General features: G+C 71.0%; 15 protein-coding genes and 1 pseudogene. 13 read left to right on the top strand and 3 right to left on the bottom strand.

All coding sequences use genetic code 11. The features are described 5' to 3' along the window. Positions 1 to 207: 207 nt before the first annotated feature. Entirely contained in the window at positions 208 to 1,425 is a 1,218-nt protein-coding gene (locus ACIQM4_RS01710; protein ID WP_401584510.1) for a YihY/virulence factor BrkB family protein, read from the bottom strand. Positions 1,426 to 1,442: 17 nt separating this feature from the next. On the opposite strand from ACIQM4_RS01710, the gene ACIQM4_RS01705 reads away from it, so the two are divergent. The 13 genes from ACIQM4_RS01705 (at position 1,443) to ACIQM4_RS01645 (ending at position 13,503) form a co-directional block, all read left to right on the top strand. Continuing rightward, a complete protein-coding gene (locus ACIQM4_RS01705; protein WP_401584507.1) occupies positions 1,443 to 3,083 on the top strand; it encodes an acyl-CoA dehydrogenase family protein in 1,641 nt (546 codons plus the stop codon). Positions 3,084 to 3,197: 114 nt separating this feature from the next. Then, positions 3,198 to 3,773, top strand: coding sequence for a GNAT family N-acetyltransferase (locus tag ACIQM4_RS01700; protein ID WP_401584505.1), 576 nt, complete (start codon positions 3,198 to 3,200; stop codon positions 3,771 to 3,773). Between the two features lie 136 nt (positions 3,774 to 3,909). Next, positions 3,910 to 3,993, top strand: coding sequence for a putative leader peptide (locus ACIQM4_RS01695; protein WP_318299652.1), 84 nt, complete (start codon positions 3,910 to 3,912; stop codon positions 3,991 to 3,993). A 144-nt stretch (positions 3,994 to 4,137) separates the two neighbouring features. Further along, positions 4,138 to 5,844: a nitrite/sulfite reductase gene (locus tag ACIQM4_RS01690; protein ID WP_401584502.1), complete on the top strand. Its 1,707-nt coding sequence runs from the start codon at positions 4,138 to 4,140 to the stop codon at positions 5,842 to 5,844. Then, positions 5,841 to 6,023 carry a hypothetical protein gene (locus tag ACIQM4_RS01685; RefSeq protein WP_401584500.1) on the top strand — a complete coding sequence of 61 codons (183 nt, stop codon included), beginning with the start codon at positions 5,841 to 5,843 and terminating at the stop codon, positions 6,021 to 6,023. The genes ACIQM4_RS01690 and ACIQM4_RS01685 overlap by 4 nt, the downstream gene beginning before the upstream one ends. Next, complete coding sequence (locus ACIQM4_RS01680; RefSeq protein WP_401584499.1) at positions 6,020 to 6,715, top strand: phosphoadenylyl-sulfate reductase; 696 nt, start codon at positions 6,020 to 6,022, stop codon at positions 6,713 to 6,715. Before ACIQM4_RS01685 ends, ACIQM4_RS01680 begins: the two co-directional genes overlap by 4 nt. A gap of 20 nt (positions 6,716 to 6,735) precedes the next feature. After that, positions 6,736 to 7,269 (top strand): adenylyl-sulfate kinase, encoded by a 534-nt coding sequence (gene cysC / locus ACIQM4_RS01675; RefSeq protein ID WP_401584496.1) that lies wholly within the window; start codon positions 6,736 to 6,738, stop codon positions 7,267 to 7,269. Next, positions 7,266 to 8,204: a sulfate adenylyltransferase subunit CysD gene (gene cysD / locus ACIQM4_RS01670; protein ID WP_401584493.1), complete on the top strand. Its 939-nt coding sequence runs from the start codon at positions 7,266 to 7,268 to the stop codon at positions 8,202 to 8,204. Before cysC ends, cysD begins: the two co-directional genes overlap by 4 nt. Before the next feature lie 2 nt (positions 8,205 to 8,206). Beyond that, complete coding sequence (locus ACIQM4_RS01665) at positions 8,207 to 9,556, top strand: sulfate adenylyltransferase subunit 1 (RefSeq protein WP_401584491.1); 1,350 nt, start codon at positions 8,207 to 8,209, stop codon at positions 9,554 to 9,556. A 210-nt stretch (positions 9,557 to 9,766) separates the two neighbouring features. Then, positions 9,767 to 10,879 (top strand): aliphatic sulfonate ABC transporter substrate-binding protein, encoded by a 1,113-nt coding sequence (locus tag ACIQM4_RS01660; RefSeq protein WP_401584488.1) that lies wholly within the window; start codon positions 9,767 to 9,769, stop codon positions 10,877 to 10,879. A gap of 41 nt (positions 10,880 to 10,920) precedes the next feature. Continuing rightward, positions 10,921 to 11,733, top strand: coding sequence for an ABC transporter ATP-binding protein (locus ACIQM4_RS01655; RefSeq protein WP_401584486.1), 813 nt, complete (start codon positions 10,921 to 10,923; stop codon positions 11,731 to 11,733). Next, positions 11,720 to 12,727, top strand: a complete 1,008-nt coding sequence (locus tag ACIQM4_RS01650; protein WP_401584483.1) for an ABC transporter permease — start codon at positions 11,720 to 11,722, stop codon at positions 12,725 to 12,727. Before ACIQM4_RS01655 ends, ACIQM4_RS01650 begins: the two co-directional genes overlap by 14 nt. Before the next feature lie 5 nt (positions 12,728 to 12,732). Continuing rightward, positions 12,733 to 13,503 (top strand): sirohydrochlorin chelatase, encoded by a 771-nt coding sequence (locus ACIQM4_RS01645; protein ID WP_401584480.1) that lies wholly within the window; start codon positions 12,733 to 12,735, stop codon positions 13,501 to 13,503. Between the two features lie 26 nt (positions 13,504 to 13,529). Here the strand turns inward: ACIQM4_RS01645 and ACIQM4_RS01640 are convergent, their stop codons facing one another. Together ACIQM4_RS01640 and mgt are read right to left on the bottom strand one after the other, a co-directional pair. Continuing rightward, on the bottom strand, positions 13,530 to 14,081 hold the full coding sequence (locus tag ACIQM4_RS01640) for a DUF1697 domain-containing protein (protein ID WP_401584477.1): 552 nt from the start codon (positions 14,079 to 14,081) through the stop codon (positions 13,530 to 13,532). Between the two features lie 61 nt (positions 14,082 to 14,142). Continuing rightward, positions 14,143 to 15,382 (bottom strand): annotated as a pseudogene (gene mgt / locus ACIQM4_RS01635) (macrolide-inactivating glycosyltransferase). Positions 15,383 to 15,404 lie beyond the last annotated feature (22 nt).

Genomic DNA, 15,404 nt, shown 5'->3' with positions numbered 1-15,404 from the left:
TGTCCGGCACCAGCCACACACGTCCGTGCCACACCAGGCCCACGCGTCCGGGCCGGCCCAGGCCCGCGTGTCCGGCGCCGGGCACACACGTCCGTGCCCCACCAGGCCCGCGCATCCGGACCGGCCCAGGCCCGCGTGTCCGGCGCCGGGCACACACGTCCGTGCCGCACCAGGCCCGCCCCCGGCCGGCTCGGAGCCGGGCGGCCCTCAGCCCTGCGTCCTGCCCCGCTCTTTCTCCTTCTCCCGCTCGCGCTCCCTGTCCTTCTGCGACTGGAGCCGGCCCTTCACGTCGTCCGGGGGCAGGAACCGCGACCACCGTTCCGGGAACTCCGACGGCATGTCCGGGTTGGCGCCCGTCCACTCGCCCTCGCCGTCGTCCTCGTCGTCCGTGTCCCATGCCGCGGCGCTCTCCAGCTGGGCCGCCCTCGCCCGCGCTATCACCGCCGCCGCCTGCTCGGTCCGCAGCCGGTCGTTGTCGGCGCGGGCCGCGGCCGTGGCGACCGAGGGCCACACCCGGTCGATCGCCGCGTTCACCGCGGCGCCCACCAGCACCGCGAACGCCGACACGCCGATCCACAGGAGCACGGCGATCGGCGCCGCGAGCGAGCCGTAGATCGTGCCGCCCTCGACCGTGCTGGTGACGTAGATGCGCAGCAGGAAACTGCCCAGTACCCACATGCCCAGCGCGATCAGCGCACCGGGCACGTCCTCCACCCAGGGCGAGCGCACCGGTACCGACACGTGGTAGAGCGTCGTCAGGAAGACCACCGACAGCACTATCACCACCGGCCAGTACAGGACGCTGATGACCTCCGTGCCGAACGGCACCAGCGCCACCACCCGGTCGGGGCCCACCACCATCAGCGGCAGCACCACCGCGCCGATCAGCAGGGCCGCCACGTACAGCAGGAAGGCGAGCAGCCGGGTCTTGACGATGCCGCGGTGGCCGTCGAGTCCGTACATCACGGTGATGGTGTCGATGAAGACGTTCACCGCCCGCGAGCCGGACCACAGCGCGATGGCGAAGCCGATGGAGATGACGTCCGGGCGGCCCTCCCTGGTCACGTCCTCCAGGAGCGGTTTGGCGAACTCGTTGACACCCCGGTCGGAGAGGACCGCCTGGGAGGCGTTGAGGATGTTCTCCTCGATGGACCTGACCGTCTCGGTGGCCGTCCAGTCGTCGATGTAGCCGAGCAGACCGATCAGGCCGAGGAGCAGGGGCGGCAGCGACAGGAGGGTGAAGAACGCGGCCTCGGCGGCGAGACCGAGGATGCGGTACTCGACACAGGAGTTGACGGTGTCCTTGAGCAGCAGCCACGCCAGCTTCCGCTTCGATACGTTGCGGTAGAGGACCCGGGCCCGGTGGAGCCGGTTCTGCTTGCGGTGCTTCCCGGGCCGATCGGGTGTTTCTTTTGCTGCCTGCACCTCCTTACCGTAGCCGCATGGCAGCCACCACCCACACAGTGACCAACCAGGCCCCGCCCCTGGTGGGGTACGACGTGTTCGGCGCGGACCTGGCCCTCACCGAGGCCGTGTCGCGGCACACCGACCCCGCCCTCCTGGACGACGTACAGCAGGAACTCCACGCGCTCGGCCGGGCCACCGGTTCCGCCCAGGTACAGGAGTGGGGTGCGCAGGCGAACGAGAACCCACCGCGGTTGCACACCCACGACCGGTACGGCAACCGGATCGACGAGGTGGAGTTCCATCCGTCCTGGCACCGGCTGCTCGGCCACGCCGTGTCGTCCGGGCTGACGAACGCCTGGGGCAGGCCCGCGGGGCACGTCCGCCGGGCCGCCGGGTTCCTGGTGTGGACGCAGGCGGAGGGCGGTCACGGCTGTCCGGTGTCGATGACGCACGCGGCGGTGCCCGCGCTGCGCGCCGATCCCGCGCTGGCCGCCGTCTGGGAGCCGCGGCTCACGTCGTCGGTGTACGAACAGGAGTTGCTGCCCGCGGATCAGAAGCCGGGCGCGCTGTTCGGCATGGGGATGACGGAGAAGCAGGGCGGCAGCGACGTACGGGCCAACACCACGCAGGCCCTGCCGATCGACGGCGCTCGCGCGGGTGAGTACGCGCTCACCGGGCACAAGTGGTTCTGCTCGGCGCCGATGAGCGACGGCTTCCTGGTGCTGGCCCAGGCGCCCGGGGGGCTGAGTTGTTTCCTGGTGCCCCGGGTGCTGGACGACGGGAGCCGCAACACCTTCCGGGTCCAGCGGCTGAAGGACAAGCTCGGCAACCGGTCCAACGCCTCGGGCGAGGTCGAGTTCGACGGCACCTGGGGACGGCTGGTCGGCGAGGAGGGGCGCGGGGTGCGCGCCATCATCGGCATGGTCGCCGCGACCCGGCTGGACTGCGTGATCGGTTCGGCGGCGCTGATGCGGCAGGCGGTCGCCCAGGCCACCCACCACGCCGCGCACCGCAAGGCGTTCGGTGGCGAGCTGATCGACAAGCCGCTGATGCGCAACGTGCTGGCGGATCTGGCACTGGAGTCGGAGGCCGCGACGACTCTCGCGCTGCGTCTGGCCGCCGCGTACGACAGCGACACCGAGCAGGACAGGGCGCTGCTGCGGCTCGCGGTCCCGGCCGCCAAGTACTGGGTGACGAAGCGGTGCACGCCGGTGGCTGCGGAGGCGTTGGAGTGCCTGGGCGGCAACGGTTACGTCGAGGAGTCGGGCATGCCGCGCCTGCTGCGCGAGGCCCCGCTCAACTCGATCTGGGAGGGTTCGGGGAACGTCCAGGCGCTGGACGTGCTGCGGGCGCTGCAGCGCGAACCTGCGGCGTTGAACGCCTTCCTCACCGAGGTCGGCCAGGCGCGCGGCGCCGACCACCGGCTCGACGGGGCGATCAAGGGACTGCTGACCGAGCTGGCCGACCTGGACGCGATCGAGGGCCGGGCCCGGCGGCTGGTGGAGCGGATGGCCCTGGTCCTCCAGGGGTCGCTGCTGGTGCGGTGGGCGCCGCCAGAGGTCGCGGACGCGTTCTGCGCGTCCCGGCTCGGCGGCGACTGGGGGTCGGCGTTCGGCACGCTGCCGAGCACCCTGGACCTGGGCTCGGTGGTGGAGCGGGCGCGGGCACAGGTGTAGGCCCGCTGCCACGCGGCGGCGGGCGCAGGTGCAGGCCGCGACGCCACGCGGCGGCCGGGGGCAGGTGCAGGCCCCGCTGCCGCGCGGCGGCCGGGGCGTGATTCCCTGGCCGCCATGAGCACCATCAAAGTGACGACCTGGTCCCTCGAACAGACCTCCCCCGACGACCTGAACCCCGCCGCTCCCCCGCCGGGCGACGGGCTGCGGATCGTACGGGCCGAGGTCGCATCGCCCGAGTTCAGCCGCTTCCTCTACACGGCGGTCGGCGGCGACATCCGCTGGACGGACCGGCTGCCCTGGAGCTACGCGCAGTGGCAGCAGGCGGTGGAACGCCCGGGGACCGAGACCTGGGTGGCGTACCAACACGGCACCCCGGCCGGGTACGTCGAGCTCCAGGCCCAGGACGAGGGCACCGTCGAGATCGTCTACTTCGGGCTGATCCCCGCCTTCCGCGGCCTGCGCATCGGCGGCCACCTCCTTTCGTACGGCGTCCGGCGCGCCTGGGACCTGGCGGAGCGCCACCCCGGCCGGGAGGCCACCCGGCGGGTCTGGCTGCACACCTGCTCCAAGGACGGGCCGCACGCGATGGCCAACTACGAGCGGCGCGGCTTCCGGCTGTTCGACACCTCGGTGGAGGTGGAGCCGGAGGTCGCCAACCCCGGCCCGTGGCCCGGCGCCCACCCCGCATGATCTCGGCCGGGGCCGCCGGGGCACCCACCAGGAGCGTGACGTGACCCAGACCACACCGTCCCACAATTTGGGACGATGTGGTCCATATTCTGGATAGTAGTGGACTGGCCCGAGATTCCCGTGCCACGCTTCCGTCATGTCTACAGCTGGAGTTGCCTTGATCAGTCGGCGTCACGTCGACCTCGGCCGCATGTCCAGCGCCATCTGTCCGGCCTGCTGACAGCCCAGCACTGCCGCACATCTGACTTTTCCCCACCTCGTACTGCCGATCCGCATGTCTGCGCACCGCCGCGCCACTTCTGCGCGAGTGTGCAGGTCAGAGCCGTCTTCCCGCAGTCACCGCAGCCTTGAAGGACGTACCGCCATGTCTGCCACCCCAGAGAAGCCCGCCGCGGGTGCTGCCGTCACTGCCCGCCGCAAGGCCGGACGCCACCGCGGCGAGGGCCAGTGGGCCGTAGGGCATCACACCCCGCTCAACGGCAATGAGCAGTTCAAGAAGGACGACGACGGTCTCAATGTGCGGACACGCATTGAGACGATCTACTCCAAGCGCGGTTTCGACTCGATCGACCCCAACGACCTGCGCGGGCGAATGCGTTGGTGGGGGCTCTACACCCAGCGCAAGCCCGGGATCGACGGCGGCAAGACCGCGATCCTGGAGCCGGAGGAGCTGGACGACGAGTACTTCATGCTGCGGGTACGGATCGACGGCGGCCGGCTGACCACCGAGCAGCTGCGCGTGATCGGCGAGATCTCGCAGGAGTTCGCGCGGGGCACCGCCGACCTCACCGACCGGCAGAACGTCCAGTACCACTGGATCCGCATCGAGGACGTGCCGGAGATCTGGCGGCGGCTGGAGGCGGTCGGCCTCTCGACCACCGAGGCGTGCGGCGACACCCCGCGCGTCATCCTCGGCTCCCCGGTCGCCGGAATCGCGGTCGACGAGATCATCGACGGCACGCCCGCCATCGAGGAGATCTACCGCCGCTTCATCGGCAACCCGGACTTCTCCAACCTGCCGCGCAAGTTCAAGTCGGCAGTCTCCGGCTCTCCGCAGCTGGACGTGGCGCACGAGATCAACGACATCGCGTTCGTCGGCGTGGAGCACCCCGAGCACGGCCCCGGCTTCGACCTGTGGGTCGGTGGCGGGCTCTCCACCAACCCCAAGCTGGGCGTCCGCCTGGGTGCCTGGGTCTCCCTGGAGGACGTGCCCGACGTCTACGGCGGCGTGATCGGCATCTTCCGCGACTACGGATACCGGCGGCTGCGCACCCGCGCCCGGCTGAAGTTCCTGGTCGCCGACTGGGGCCCGGAGAAGTTCCGGCAGGTCCTGGAGGACGAGTACCTGGAGCGCAAGCTCACCGACGGTCCCGCGCCGCAGCAGCCGAAGGGCATCTGGCGCGACCACCTCGGCGTGCACAAGCAGCGGGACGGCCGCTTCTACGTCGGCTTCGCGCCGCGGGTGGGCCGGGTGGACGGCTCCACGCTCACGAAGATCGCCGAGCTCGCCGCCGCACACGGCTCGGGCCGGCTGCGCACCACGGCCGAGCAGAAGATGATCGTGCTCGACGTGGCCGAGGAGCAGATCGACTCGCTGGTCGCCGGCCTGGAGTCGCTGGACCTGAAGGTCACGCCCTCGCCGTTCCGGCGGGGCACGATGGCCTGCACCGGCATCGAGTTCTGCAAGCTGGCGATCGTCGAGACGAAGGCGCGCGGCGCCTCACTCATCGACGAACTGGAGCGCCGCATCCCGCAGTTCGACGAGCCGCTCACCATCAACATCAACGGCTGCCCGAACGCCTGCGCCCGCATCCAGGTCGCCGACATCGGCCTCAAGGGCCAGTTGGTGCTGGACAAGGACGGCAACCAGGTGGAGGGCTACCAGGTGCACCTGGGCGGCGCGCTCGGCCTGGAGGCCGGGTTCGGCCGCAAGGTCCGAGGCCTGAAGGTCACCGCGACCGAACTGCCCGACTACGTCGAGCGGGTGCTGACCCGCTTCCAGGAGCAGCGCGAGGACGGCGAACGCTTCGCGACCTGGGCGACGCGTGCGGCGGACGGAGACCTGACGTGAGCGAGCGCGCGGCCCCGTTCCACTGCCCGTACTGCGGCGACGAGGACCTGCGGCCCAACGAGACCGGGCACGGCGCGTGGGAGTGCCACTCCTGCAACCGGGCGTTCCAGCTGAAGTACCTGGGGCTGCTCAGCCGAGGCGTCGCACAGGCCAACAAGACGGAGGGCGGGGAGATATGACGACCACTCAGACCGATCTGAAGTCACTCGCCGAGCAGGCCGGGCGCGACCTTGAGGACGCCTCGGCGCTCGACATACTGAAGTGGGCCACCGCCACCTTCGGCAGCCGGTTCTGCGTCACGTCCTCCATGGAGGACGCGGTCGTCGCCCACCTCGCCGCACGCGCACTGCCCGGCGTCGACGTCGTCTTCCTCGACACTGGCTACCACTTCGAGGAGACCATCGGCACCCGGGACGCCGTGGAGGCGGTGATGGACGTCAACGTCATCACCCTGCTCCCCACGCAGACCGTCGCCGAGCAGGACGCCGAGCACGGTCCCAGGCTGCACGACCGCGACCCCGACCTGTGCTGCGCGCTGCGCAAGGTCAAGCCGCTGGAGGAGGGCCTGCGCGGGTACGACGCGTGGGCCACCGGACTGCGCCGCGACGAGTCCCCCACCCGGGCGAACACCCCGGTCGTCGGCTGGGACGAGAAGCGCCGCAAGGTCAAGGTGTCGCCGATCGCCCGCTGGACGCAGGACGACGTGGAGGCCTACGTCGCGGAGCACGGCGTGCTCACCAACCCGCTCCTGACGGACGGCTACCCGTCCGTGGGCTGCGCCCCGTGCACCCGCAGGGTGCTGGCGGGCGAGGACGCACGCGCCGGGCGCTGGGCCGGCCGCAACAAGACCGAGTGCGGGCTGCACGGATGACGAAGAGTCGGGAGAACACAGTGACCGGAGCCACCGTCTGGCTCACCGGTCTGCCCAGTGCGGGCAAGACCACCATCGCCTACGCACTCGCGGACCGGCTGCGCGCCGAGGGACGCGCGGTGGAGGTGCTGGACGGCGACGAGATCCGCGAGTTCCTCTCCGCCGGGCTCGGCTTCAGCCGCGCGGACCGGCACACCAACGTGGGCCGGATCGGATTCGTCGCCGAACTCCTCGCCCGTAACGGCGTGCTGGCGCTCGTCCCGGTCATCGCCCCGTACGCCGACAGTCGCGAGGCGGTGCGCAAGCGGCACCAGTCCGAGGGCACCGCCTACCTGGAGGTGCACGTGGCGACGCCGGTCGAGGTGTGCTCCGTACGCGATGTGAAGGGCCTGTACGCCAAGCAGGCGGCCGGGGAGCTGTCCGGGCTGACCGGGGTCGACGACCCGTACGAGGCGCCCGCCGACCCGGACCTGCGCATCGAGTCGCACACCCAGTCCGTCGACGAGTCCGCCGCGGCGCTCCACGCGCTGCTCACCGAGAGGGGTCTGGCATGACGACCACCGCCGCAACCACCAGCGAAGACGTCGCCAGCCCCTTCGCGCTCAGCCACCTCGACTCGCTGGAGTCCGAGGCGGTGCACATCTTCCGCGAGGTGGCGGGTGAGTTCGAGCGGCCGGTGATCCTCTTCTCCGGCGGCAAGGACTCCATCGTCATGCTGCACCTGGCGCTGAAGGCGTTCGCCCCGGCGGCCGTGCCGTTCTCGCTGCTGCACGTGGACACCGGGCACAACTTCCCCGAGGTCCTGGAGTACCGGGACCGCGCCGTCGAGCGGCACGGGCTGCGGCTGCACGTCGCCTCGGTGCAGGACTACATCGACCGGGGTGTGCTGCGCGAGCGACCCGACGGGACGCGCAACCCGCTGCAGACCCTCCCGCTGACCGAGAAGATCCAGCAGGAGCGGTTCGACGCCGTCTTCGGCGGCGGCCGGCGTGACGAGGAGAAGGCGCGCGCCAAGGAGCGGGTGTTCAGTCTGCGTGACGAGTTCTCGCAGTGGGACCCGCGCCGTCAGCGTCCCGAGCTGTGGCAGCTGTACAACGGCCGGCACGCGCCGGGTGAGCACGTCCGGGTCTTCCCGCTCTCCAACTGGACCGAGCTCGACGTGTGGCAGTACATCGCCCGCGAGAAGATCGAACTGCCGCAGATCTACTACGCGCACGAGCGCGAGGTCTTCGCCCGCAACGGCATGTGGCTGACCGCGGGCGAGTGGGGCGGGCCCAAGGAGTCCGAGACCGTGGAGACCCGGCTGATCCGCTACCGCACGGTGGGCGACATGTCCTGCACGGGGGCAGTCGACTCGGACGCGGTGACGCTGGAGCAGGTCATCACCGAGATCGCCGCGTCCCGGCTCACCGAGCGGGGCGCCACCAGGGCCGACGACAAGATGTCCGAGGCCGCGATGGAAGACCGCAAGCGCGAGGGGTACTTCTAACCATGACCACCGTGAACACCGCCGTCACCGCGGTGGAACAGCTGAGCACCACCACCCTGCTGCGCTTCGCGACCGCCGGTTCCGTCGACGACGGCAAGTCCACCCTGGTCGGGCGGCTGCTGCACGACTCCAAGTCGGTACTGACCGACCAGCTGGAGGCCGTCGAGCACGCCTCCCGCAACCGCGGCCAGGAGACCCCCGACCTGGCGCTGCTCACCGACGGTCTGCGGGCCGAGCGCGAGCAGGGCATCACCATCGACGTCGCGTACCGCTACTTCGCCACCACCCGGCGGCGGTTCATCCTCGCCGACACCCCCGGGCACGTGCAGTACACCCGCAACATGGTCACCGGCGCCTCCACGGCCGAGCTGGCGGTGGTGCTGGTGGACGCCCGCAACGGCGTCGTCGAGCAGACCCGCCGGCACGCCGCGGTGGCCGCACTGCTGCGCGTCCCGCACGTCGTGCTCGCGGTGAACAAGATGGACCTGGTCGACTACGCCGAGCCCGTCTTCGCCGCGATAGCCACCGAGTTCACCGCGTACGCGAGCGAGTTGGGCGTGCCGGAGATCACCGCGATCCCGATCTCGGCGCTCGCGGGCGACAACGTGGTGGAGCCCTCCGCGCACATGGACTGGTACGGCGGGCCGACCGTGCTCGAACATCTGGAGACGGTTCCGGTCGCGCACGACCTGACCGCCTGCCACGCCCGTTTCCCCGTCCAGTACGTGATCCGCCCGCAGTCCGCCGAGCACCCCGACTACCGGGGCTACGCCGGTCAGATCGCGGCCGGCGCGTTCCGGGTCGGCGAGCGGGTGACCGTACTGCCCTCGGGCCGCACCAGCACCGTCGAGGGGATCGACGCGCTGGGGCAGTCCGTCGACATCGCCTGGGCGCCGCAGTCGGTGACGCTGCGCCTCGCCGACGACATCGACGTCTCGCGCGGTGACCTGATCGCCCCCAGCGGGGACGCCCCCGCGCCCACCCAGGACGTCGAGGCGACGGTCTGCCACGTCGCCGACCAGCCGCTCACCGTCGGGCAGCGGGTCCTGCTCAAGCACACCACCCGCACGGTGAAGGCGATCGTCAAGGAGATCCCGTCCCGGCTCACCCTGGACGACCTCTCCCAGCACCCGGCCCCCGGGCAGCTGGTCGCCAACGACATCGGCCGGGTCGTCGTACGCACCGCCGAGCCGCTCGCACTGGACGCGTACGCGGACTCCCGGCGCACCGGCTCCTTCCTCCTGATCGATCCGGCGGACGGCACGACACTCGCCGCGGGCATGGCCGGACAGTCCTTCGCGACCGCCGCCGCCACCAAGTCGGTCGCGGACGAGGAAGGTTGGGACTTCTGATGAAGATGGTCGACGTGTACGCGTCCTTCGCGAAGGAGGGCGGCCGGATCGGCAGCGGCACCCTCGGCAGCGGTCAGGGCGGGGTCGGGCGATGTGTGTGATGACGAACACCTCCGGCCCCCGCACCTCCCCGCGCGCGCACCGCGTGCGGGTGCTCCGTCCGCACACTCCTTTCCGCGTTCACAGACGAAGACCCGAGGACTCATCACCATGTCTGTCCCACGTCCCACCCTGCGCCGTTCCCTGGCAGCCGCAGCCGCGCTGCCCCTGCTGATCGCGGCGCTCGGCGCCTGCGGTTACGGTTCCGAGGCCAAGTCCGAGGACAAGCCCGTCCCCGCCGCCAAGGGCGAGAAGATCGGCGGCCTCGACGAGGTGAAGATCGGCTACTTCGCCAACGTCACGCACGCCACCGCCCTGGCCGGCCTCCAGGAAGGCCTGTTCCAGAAGGAACTGGGCGGCACGAGGATCAAGTCGCAGGTCTTCAACGCGGGCCCGTCCGAGATCGAGGCGCTCAACGCCAAGGCCATCGACATCGGCTGGATCGGCCCCTCGCCCTCCATCAACGGCTACACCAAGTCCAAGGGCCAGAACCTGCGCATCATCGGCGGTTCCGCGTCGGGCGGTGTCTCCCTCGTCGTCAAGGCCGACAAGATCAAGTCGCTCGACGACCTCAAGGGCAAGCGCATCGCGACCCCGCAGCTCGGCAACACCCAGGACGTCGCACTCCTCAACTACCTGTCCGAGAAGGGCCACAAGGTCGACGCCGCCACCGGCAAGGGTGACGTGACGGTGGTCAGGCAGGACAACAAGGAGATCCCGAACTCCTTCAAGGCCGGTGCCATCGACGGCGCCTGGGTGCCGGAGCCCACCGCCGCACGGCTCGTCGAGGCGGGCGGCAAGGTGCTGCTCGACGAGAAGAAGCTGTGGAAGGACGACAAGTTCGTCATCACGAACATCATCGTCCGCCAGGACTTCCTCAAGGAGCACCCGGACGTCGTCGAGGCGGTGCTGCGGGGCTCGGTCAGGTCCAACGCCTGGATCAAGGCCAACCCCGACAAGGCCAAGGCCAGCATCAACGCGAAGCTGAAGACCGACTCCGGCAAGGAACTGCCCGCGAGCGTCCTGGACCAGGCGTTCAAGAACGTCGACGTGCTCGACGACCCGCTGGCCGCGACCCTGCGCGACGAGGCGCAGCACGCGGTGAAGGCGGGTCTGCTGAAGGACCCGCTGCTGGAGGGCATCTACGACCTGCGCCCGCTGAACAAGGTCCTCAAGGCGGCGGGGCAGCCGGCCGTCGACGACGCCGGTCTCGGCGTCAAGTAGCCCGGTCCGACACACCAGTTCAGCCCTCAGGAGGGAGACCCATGGCCACCGCACTCGTGAAGCAGGAATCGGCCGCCGCGCCGGTGACGGGGCAGGCGTCCGCGTACGCAGCGCGCATCGACCACGTCTCGAAGTCGTTCGGCCGGCCGGGCTCGGCAGGCCGGCAGCTCGTCCTGGACGACATCAGCATCGATGTCGCGCCGGGCGAGTTCGTGACCCTCCTGGGGGCGTCGGGCTGCGGCAAGTCGACACTGCTCAACCTGGTCGCCGGGCTCGACGAGCCGTCGGCGGGAGCCATCGACGTACCGGGCGGGCGCCCGGCGCTGATGTTCCAGGAACACGCGCTGTTCCCGTGGCTGACCGCGGGCAAGAACATCGAGCTGGCGCTGAAGCTGCGCGGCGCCGCCAAGGCGGACCGCAGGCCGGAGGCGGAGCGCCTGCTCGAACTCGTACGGCTGAAGGGCGCGTACGGCAAGCGGGTGCACGAGCTGTCCGGCGGCATGCGCCAGCGTGTCGCGCTGGCCCGCGCTCTCGCCCAGGACAGCCAACTCCTCCTGATGGACGAGCCGTTCGCGGCACTGGACGCCATCACGCGGGACGTGCTGCACGAGGAGCTGACCCGGATCTGGGCCGAGACGTCCGTCTCCGTGCTCTTCGTCACGCACAACGTGCGCGAGGCGGTGCGGCTCGCGCAGCGCGTCGTCCTGCTGTCGTCACGCCCGGGGCGGATCGCCCGCGAGTGGCAGGTCGGCATTGCGCAGCCGCGCAGGATCGAGGATCCCGCGGTGGCCGACCTGTCCGTAGAGATCACCGAACAGCTGCGTGGGGAGATCCGCCGACATGGCCAGCACTGACACCACCACGGCCGCAGGGTCCACCGGGACCCCGGAGCCGGCCGGGGCCGACGGGTCCCGCACCGCCAGGCCCACCGGGGCCGTCGGAGCCACCGCTGCCGCGCAGGACACCGAGGTACGGGAGACCCCGTCCACGAGCAGCCTGGCCGGACTTGAGGCGGGGCTCGACGCGCTGGACACCGCGCCGGTCCGCGAGCGCGTGGGTCTGGGCCGGATCCTGCTCGCCAAGGTCGTTCCGCCGCTCGTCGCCATCGTCCTGGTCATCACCGTGTGGCAGCTGGCCGCCGCCTCCGACCTCAAGCCCGACTACGTACTGCCGGGCCCGCTCGACGTGGCGGGCTCCGTCAAGACGATGTGGCTCGACGGCACCCTGCTGGGCTACATCTGGACCAGCATCTCGCGCGGCGCGCTCGGCTTCCTGGTGTCCGTCGCGATCGGCACGCCGCTGGGCCTGCTGGTGGCCCGGGTCAAGGTGGTCCGGGCGGCGATCGGCCCGATCCTCTCCGGCCTCCAGTCCCTGCCCTCGGTGGCCTGGGTGCCGGCCGCGATCATCTGGTTCGGCCTGACCGACGCGACGATCTACGCGGTGGTGCTCCTCGGCGCCGTCCCCTCCATCGCCAACGGCCTGGTCTCCGGTGTCGACCAGATCCCGCCGCTGCACCTGCGGGCGGGCCGCACCCTCGGCGCCAGCGGTCTCAACAGCGTCCGGCACATCCTGCTGCCCGCCGCGCTGCCCGGCTACCTCGCCGGCCTCAAGCAGGGCTGGGCGTTCTCCTGGCGCTCCCTGATGGCCGCCGAGCTGATCGCGAACTCCCCCGACCTCGGCACCGGCCTCGGCCAGCTGATGGAGAACTTCCGCATCAACAGCGACATGTCGGGCGTGCTGGCCACGATCATCCTGATCCTGATCGTCGGTATCGGCATCGACCTGCTGTTCTTCTCCCCGCTGGAGCGCCGCGTGCTGCGCAGCCGCGGCCTCCTGGTCAGGAGCTGATCCCCGTGCAGAGCCCCGCACCCACCGCGCCCACCCTCCTGCTCGTCGCCCACGGCAGCCGCGACCCGCGCCACGCGCAGACGGTGCGGGAGCTGGCGTCGCGGGTGCGGGAGCTACGGCCCTGGACCCGGGTGGAGGTGTCCTTCCTCGACTTCAACACGGCCTCCGTCCCCGGCCAGTTGGCGCGGCTGGACGCGGAAGGGGCCCGTGCGGTGGTCGTGCTGCCGCTGCTGCTGACCCGTGCCTTCCACGCCAAGTCGGACCTGCCCGCGGTCCTGCACGCGGCGTCGGAGCGCCACCCTCGGCTGCGGCTCGCCACGGCCGGGGTGCTGGGCCCTTCGCCGCTCCTGCTCGCCGCTGTCGAGCGGCGGCTGTACGAGGCCGGGCTGCGGCCCGCTGACAAGAGCTCGACCGGGGTCGTCCTGGCCTCGGCGGGCTCCACGGACCCGGAGGCGATCGCAGTGATCGCTGAAATCGCGCGGGAGCTGCGGCACACCGGTTGGTGCGCCGTGCGGCCTGCGTTCGCCTCCGCGGCACTGCCCCGTACCCAGGAAGCGGTACGGGCCCTGCGCACGGACCCCGGCGTCGACCGGGTGGCCGTCGCCCCCTACGTCCTGGCTCCCGGCTTCCTGCCGTCCAGGATCTTCGCGGGCGCACGGGAGGCCGGCGCCGAGGCGGTGGCGGGCGTACTGGGTGCCTGCCCGGAGCTGGCCGAACTGGTGGTGTCCCGCTACGAGCAGGCGGGACGGACGGCGCTGGTGGGCGCGACGGCGTAACCCGCCGCGCGGGGGCACTGCGGGGCTCAGGCGGTGAGTTCGACCAGTTTCGCCACCGTGTTCCAGTTGCGGCTCGTAATGGTCATCCCCTTGGTGAGGGCGGGCCTGGACAGGGCCTCGCCCAGCGCGGACCGGCCCAGCCCTTCGGGGGCGTAGAGATAGAGGACCCGGTCGCCGACGCGGAACTCCTCCGGCAGGTACGCCGACCGGTCGAGCGCGGCGAACCGGGCCTCGTCGTAGGGCGCCGAGGAGAAGTTGGCGTGCAGCTGCCTGCCCTCCAGCTCCGCGGCGGGGAAAGGACAGGCCTCGGCCACCGCGCGCAGGTAGTCGCCGCCGCGCACCAGGCAGTCGACGGCGAAGCCGAAGTGCTTCTCGACGGCCGCTTCGAGCGTACGGGCGAGCGCGTCCTCACAGTCGCCCGACCGGGTGGTGAAGACGGCGTTCCCGCTGTTCAGGTGGGTGCGGACGGCACCGTGCCCCAAGCCCTCCAGCAGCGCGCGCAGTTCGGCCATGGGGACCTTGCGGTGGCCGCTCACGTTGATGCCGCGCAGGAGCGCGGCGTACGTCTTCGTCGTCATGGCACCGACGATAGGCGCCGCCACCGACAGAGCCCGCCCGCAAGCCGCGTATGCGGGTGGATCACGGAAGCTGCGCCTCGATGAGTTCGACGGCGCGCGGCGTGCCGCCCTCCTGCGCCATCTCGGCGGCGATCCCGGCCAGCCTGCTCGCGACCTCCGGGTCGGACACCAGCGACTGCGCCGTGTCGCGCAGGAGTTGCGCCGTGGCGTCCTCGGTGTCGATGCGCCGGGCCACCCCGAGACCCTGGAGCATGTCGGCGTTGCCGAACTGGTCGACGGCCTGCGGGACCGCGATCATCGGAGTACCGGTGGCCAGACCCTCCTGACTGCCGCCGGCCCCCGCATGGGTGACGAACAGGTCGGCCTGCTTGAGGATGCTCAACTGCGGTGCCCAGCGCGTCACCTCGACGTTCGCCGGGATCTCGCCGAGCTCGGACTCCTCGACGAACTTGCCGATCTGGAGCACCAGGTGCCAGCCCGGCAGGCCGCCGAAGGCCTGCACGCACTCGCGGTAGAAGGCGGGCTGCTTGGTGAAGGACGAGCCGAGCGAGACCAGCACCACCTTCTCGGCCCCCTCGGGCCGGTGCCACTCCTCCTGGTCCGTACGCGGGCCCTGACAGGCCCCGACGAAGGTGTGCACGCTCTCGTCCACCCGGTCGGCGTTCGGCTGCATCGCCTTGGGGATGAGGACCAGGGAACGGGTGGGTGCGACGAACTCGAAGAAGTCGTCGGCCGGCATGTCGTTCTCCCGCAGCCAGCCGCTGAAGCGGTCCATGTAGGCCTGCCCCCGCTCGGTCTTCAGGAGCTCGGCGTACATGGGCTTGGCCACCTCCTCGTCGTACCCCTGCCAGGCGACCATGTTGGGCGACAGGGAGATGACCGGCACTCCCCAGCGGTGGGCGAGGATCGGGGCGGGGTATCCGGTGATGTCGTGCAGGACGAGGTCGGGCTCGTCCCCCTCGAAGGCTTTGATCATTTGCGGCAGCGCCTCGATGCCGTTCTCCAGGAACGGTTCGATGTTGTCGATGAGTTCGGTGCCCCACACCTCCGGGTCGGCCCCCTCCACCGGGAGCGACGAGGCGTAGACCACCGGTTCGGCCCCGACCGCGGCGACCTTGTCCGCGTACACGGCCGGGATGGCGTAGCTCACCCGGTGTCCCCGTGCGACCAGGGCGCGGATGACTTCGAGGCTCGGGTTGACGTGGCCGGGCTGGGCGATGGAGAACATCAGGATGTGCGCGGCGGCGCGAGAGGTGGCGTTCATGGTCACCACCGTAGACAAGACGAGACGTCTCGTGCAATCGATAATCGCCGCCGGGCCCC

It is taken from the genome of Streptomyces sp. NPDC091272, assembly GCF_044757485.1.
Classification (GTDB): domain Bacteria; phylum Actinomycetota; class Actinomycetes; order Streptomycetales; family Streptomycetaceae; genus Streptomyces.
The sequence above is the reverse complement of the archived record's forward strand: the minus strand, read 5'-3'. Positions and strand labels throughout refer to the sequence as shown.

What these genes read in the sequence shown, in the direction of transcription:
- ACIQM4_RS01700 (WP_401584505.1), top strand. Translation starts at nt 3,198, where the DNA reads ATGAGCACCATCAAAGTGACGACCTGGTCCCTCGAACAGACCTCCCCC.
- ACIQM4_RS01705 (WP_401584507.1), top strand. Translation starts at nt 1,443, where the DNA reads ATGGCAGCCACCACCCACACAGTGACCAACCAGGCCCCGCCCCTGGTG.
- ACIQM4_RS01665 (WP_401584491.1), top strand. Translation starts at nt 8,207, where the DNA reads ATGACCACCGTGAACACCGCCGTCACCGCGGTGGAACAGCTGAGCACC.
- ACIQM4_RS01655 (WP_401584486.1), top strand. Translation starts at nt 10,921, where the DNA reads ATGGCCACCGCACTCGTGAAGCAGGAATCGGCCGCCGCGCCGGTGACG.
- ACIQM4_RS01695 (WP_318299652.1), top strand. Translation starts at nt 3,910, where the DNA reads ATGTCTACAGCTGGAGTTGCCTTGATCAGTCGGCGTCACGTCGACCTC.
- cysD (WP_401584493.1), top strand. Translation starts at nt 7,266, where the DNA reads ATGACGACCACCGCCGCAACCACCAGCGAAGACGTCGCCAGCCCCTTC.
- ACIQM4_RS01650 (WP_401584483.1), top strand. Translation starts at nt 11,720, where the DNA reads ATGGCCAGCACTGACACCACCACGGCCGCAGGGTCCACCGGGACCCCG.
- ACIQM4_RS01660 (WP_401584488.1), top strand. Translation starts at nt 9,767, where the DNA reads ATGTCTGTCCCACGTCCCACCCTGCGCCGTTCCCTGGCAGCCGCAGCC.
- ACIQM4_RS01640 (WP_401584477.1), bottom strand. Translation starts at nt 14,081, where the DNA reads ATGACGACGAAGACGTACGCCGCGCTCCTGCGCGGCATCAACGTGAGC.
- ACIQM4_RS01680 (WP_401584499.1), top strand. Translation starts at nt 6,020, where the DNA reads ATGACGACCACTCAGACCGATCTGAAGTCACTCGCCGAGCAGGCCGGG.
- ACIQM4_RS01690 (WP_401584502.1), top strand. Translation starts at nt 4,138, where the DNA reads ATGTCTGCCACCCCAGAGAAGCCCGCCGCGGGTGCTGCCGTCACTGCC.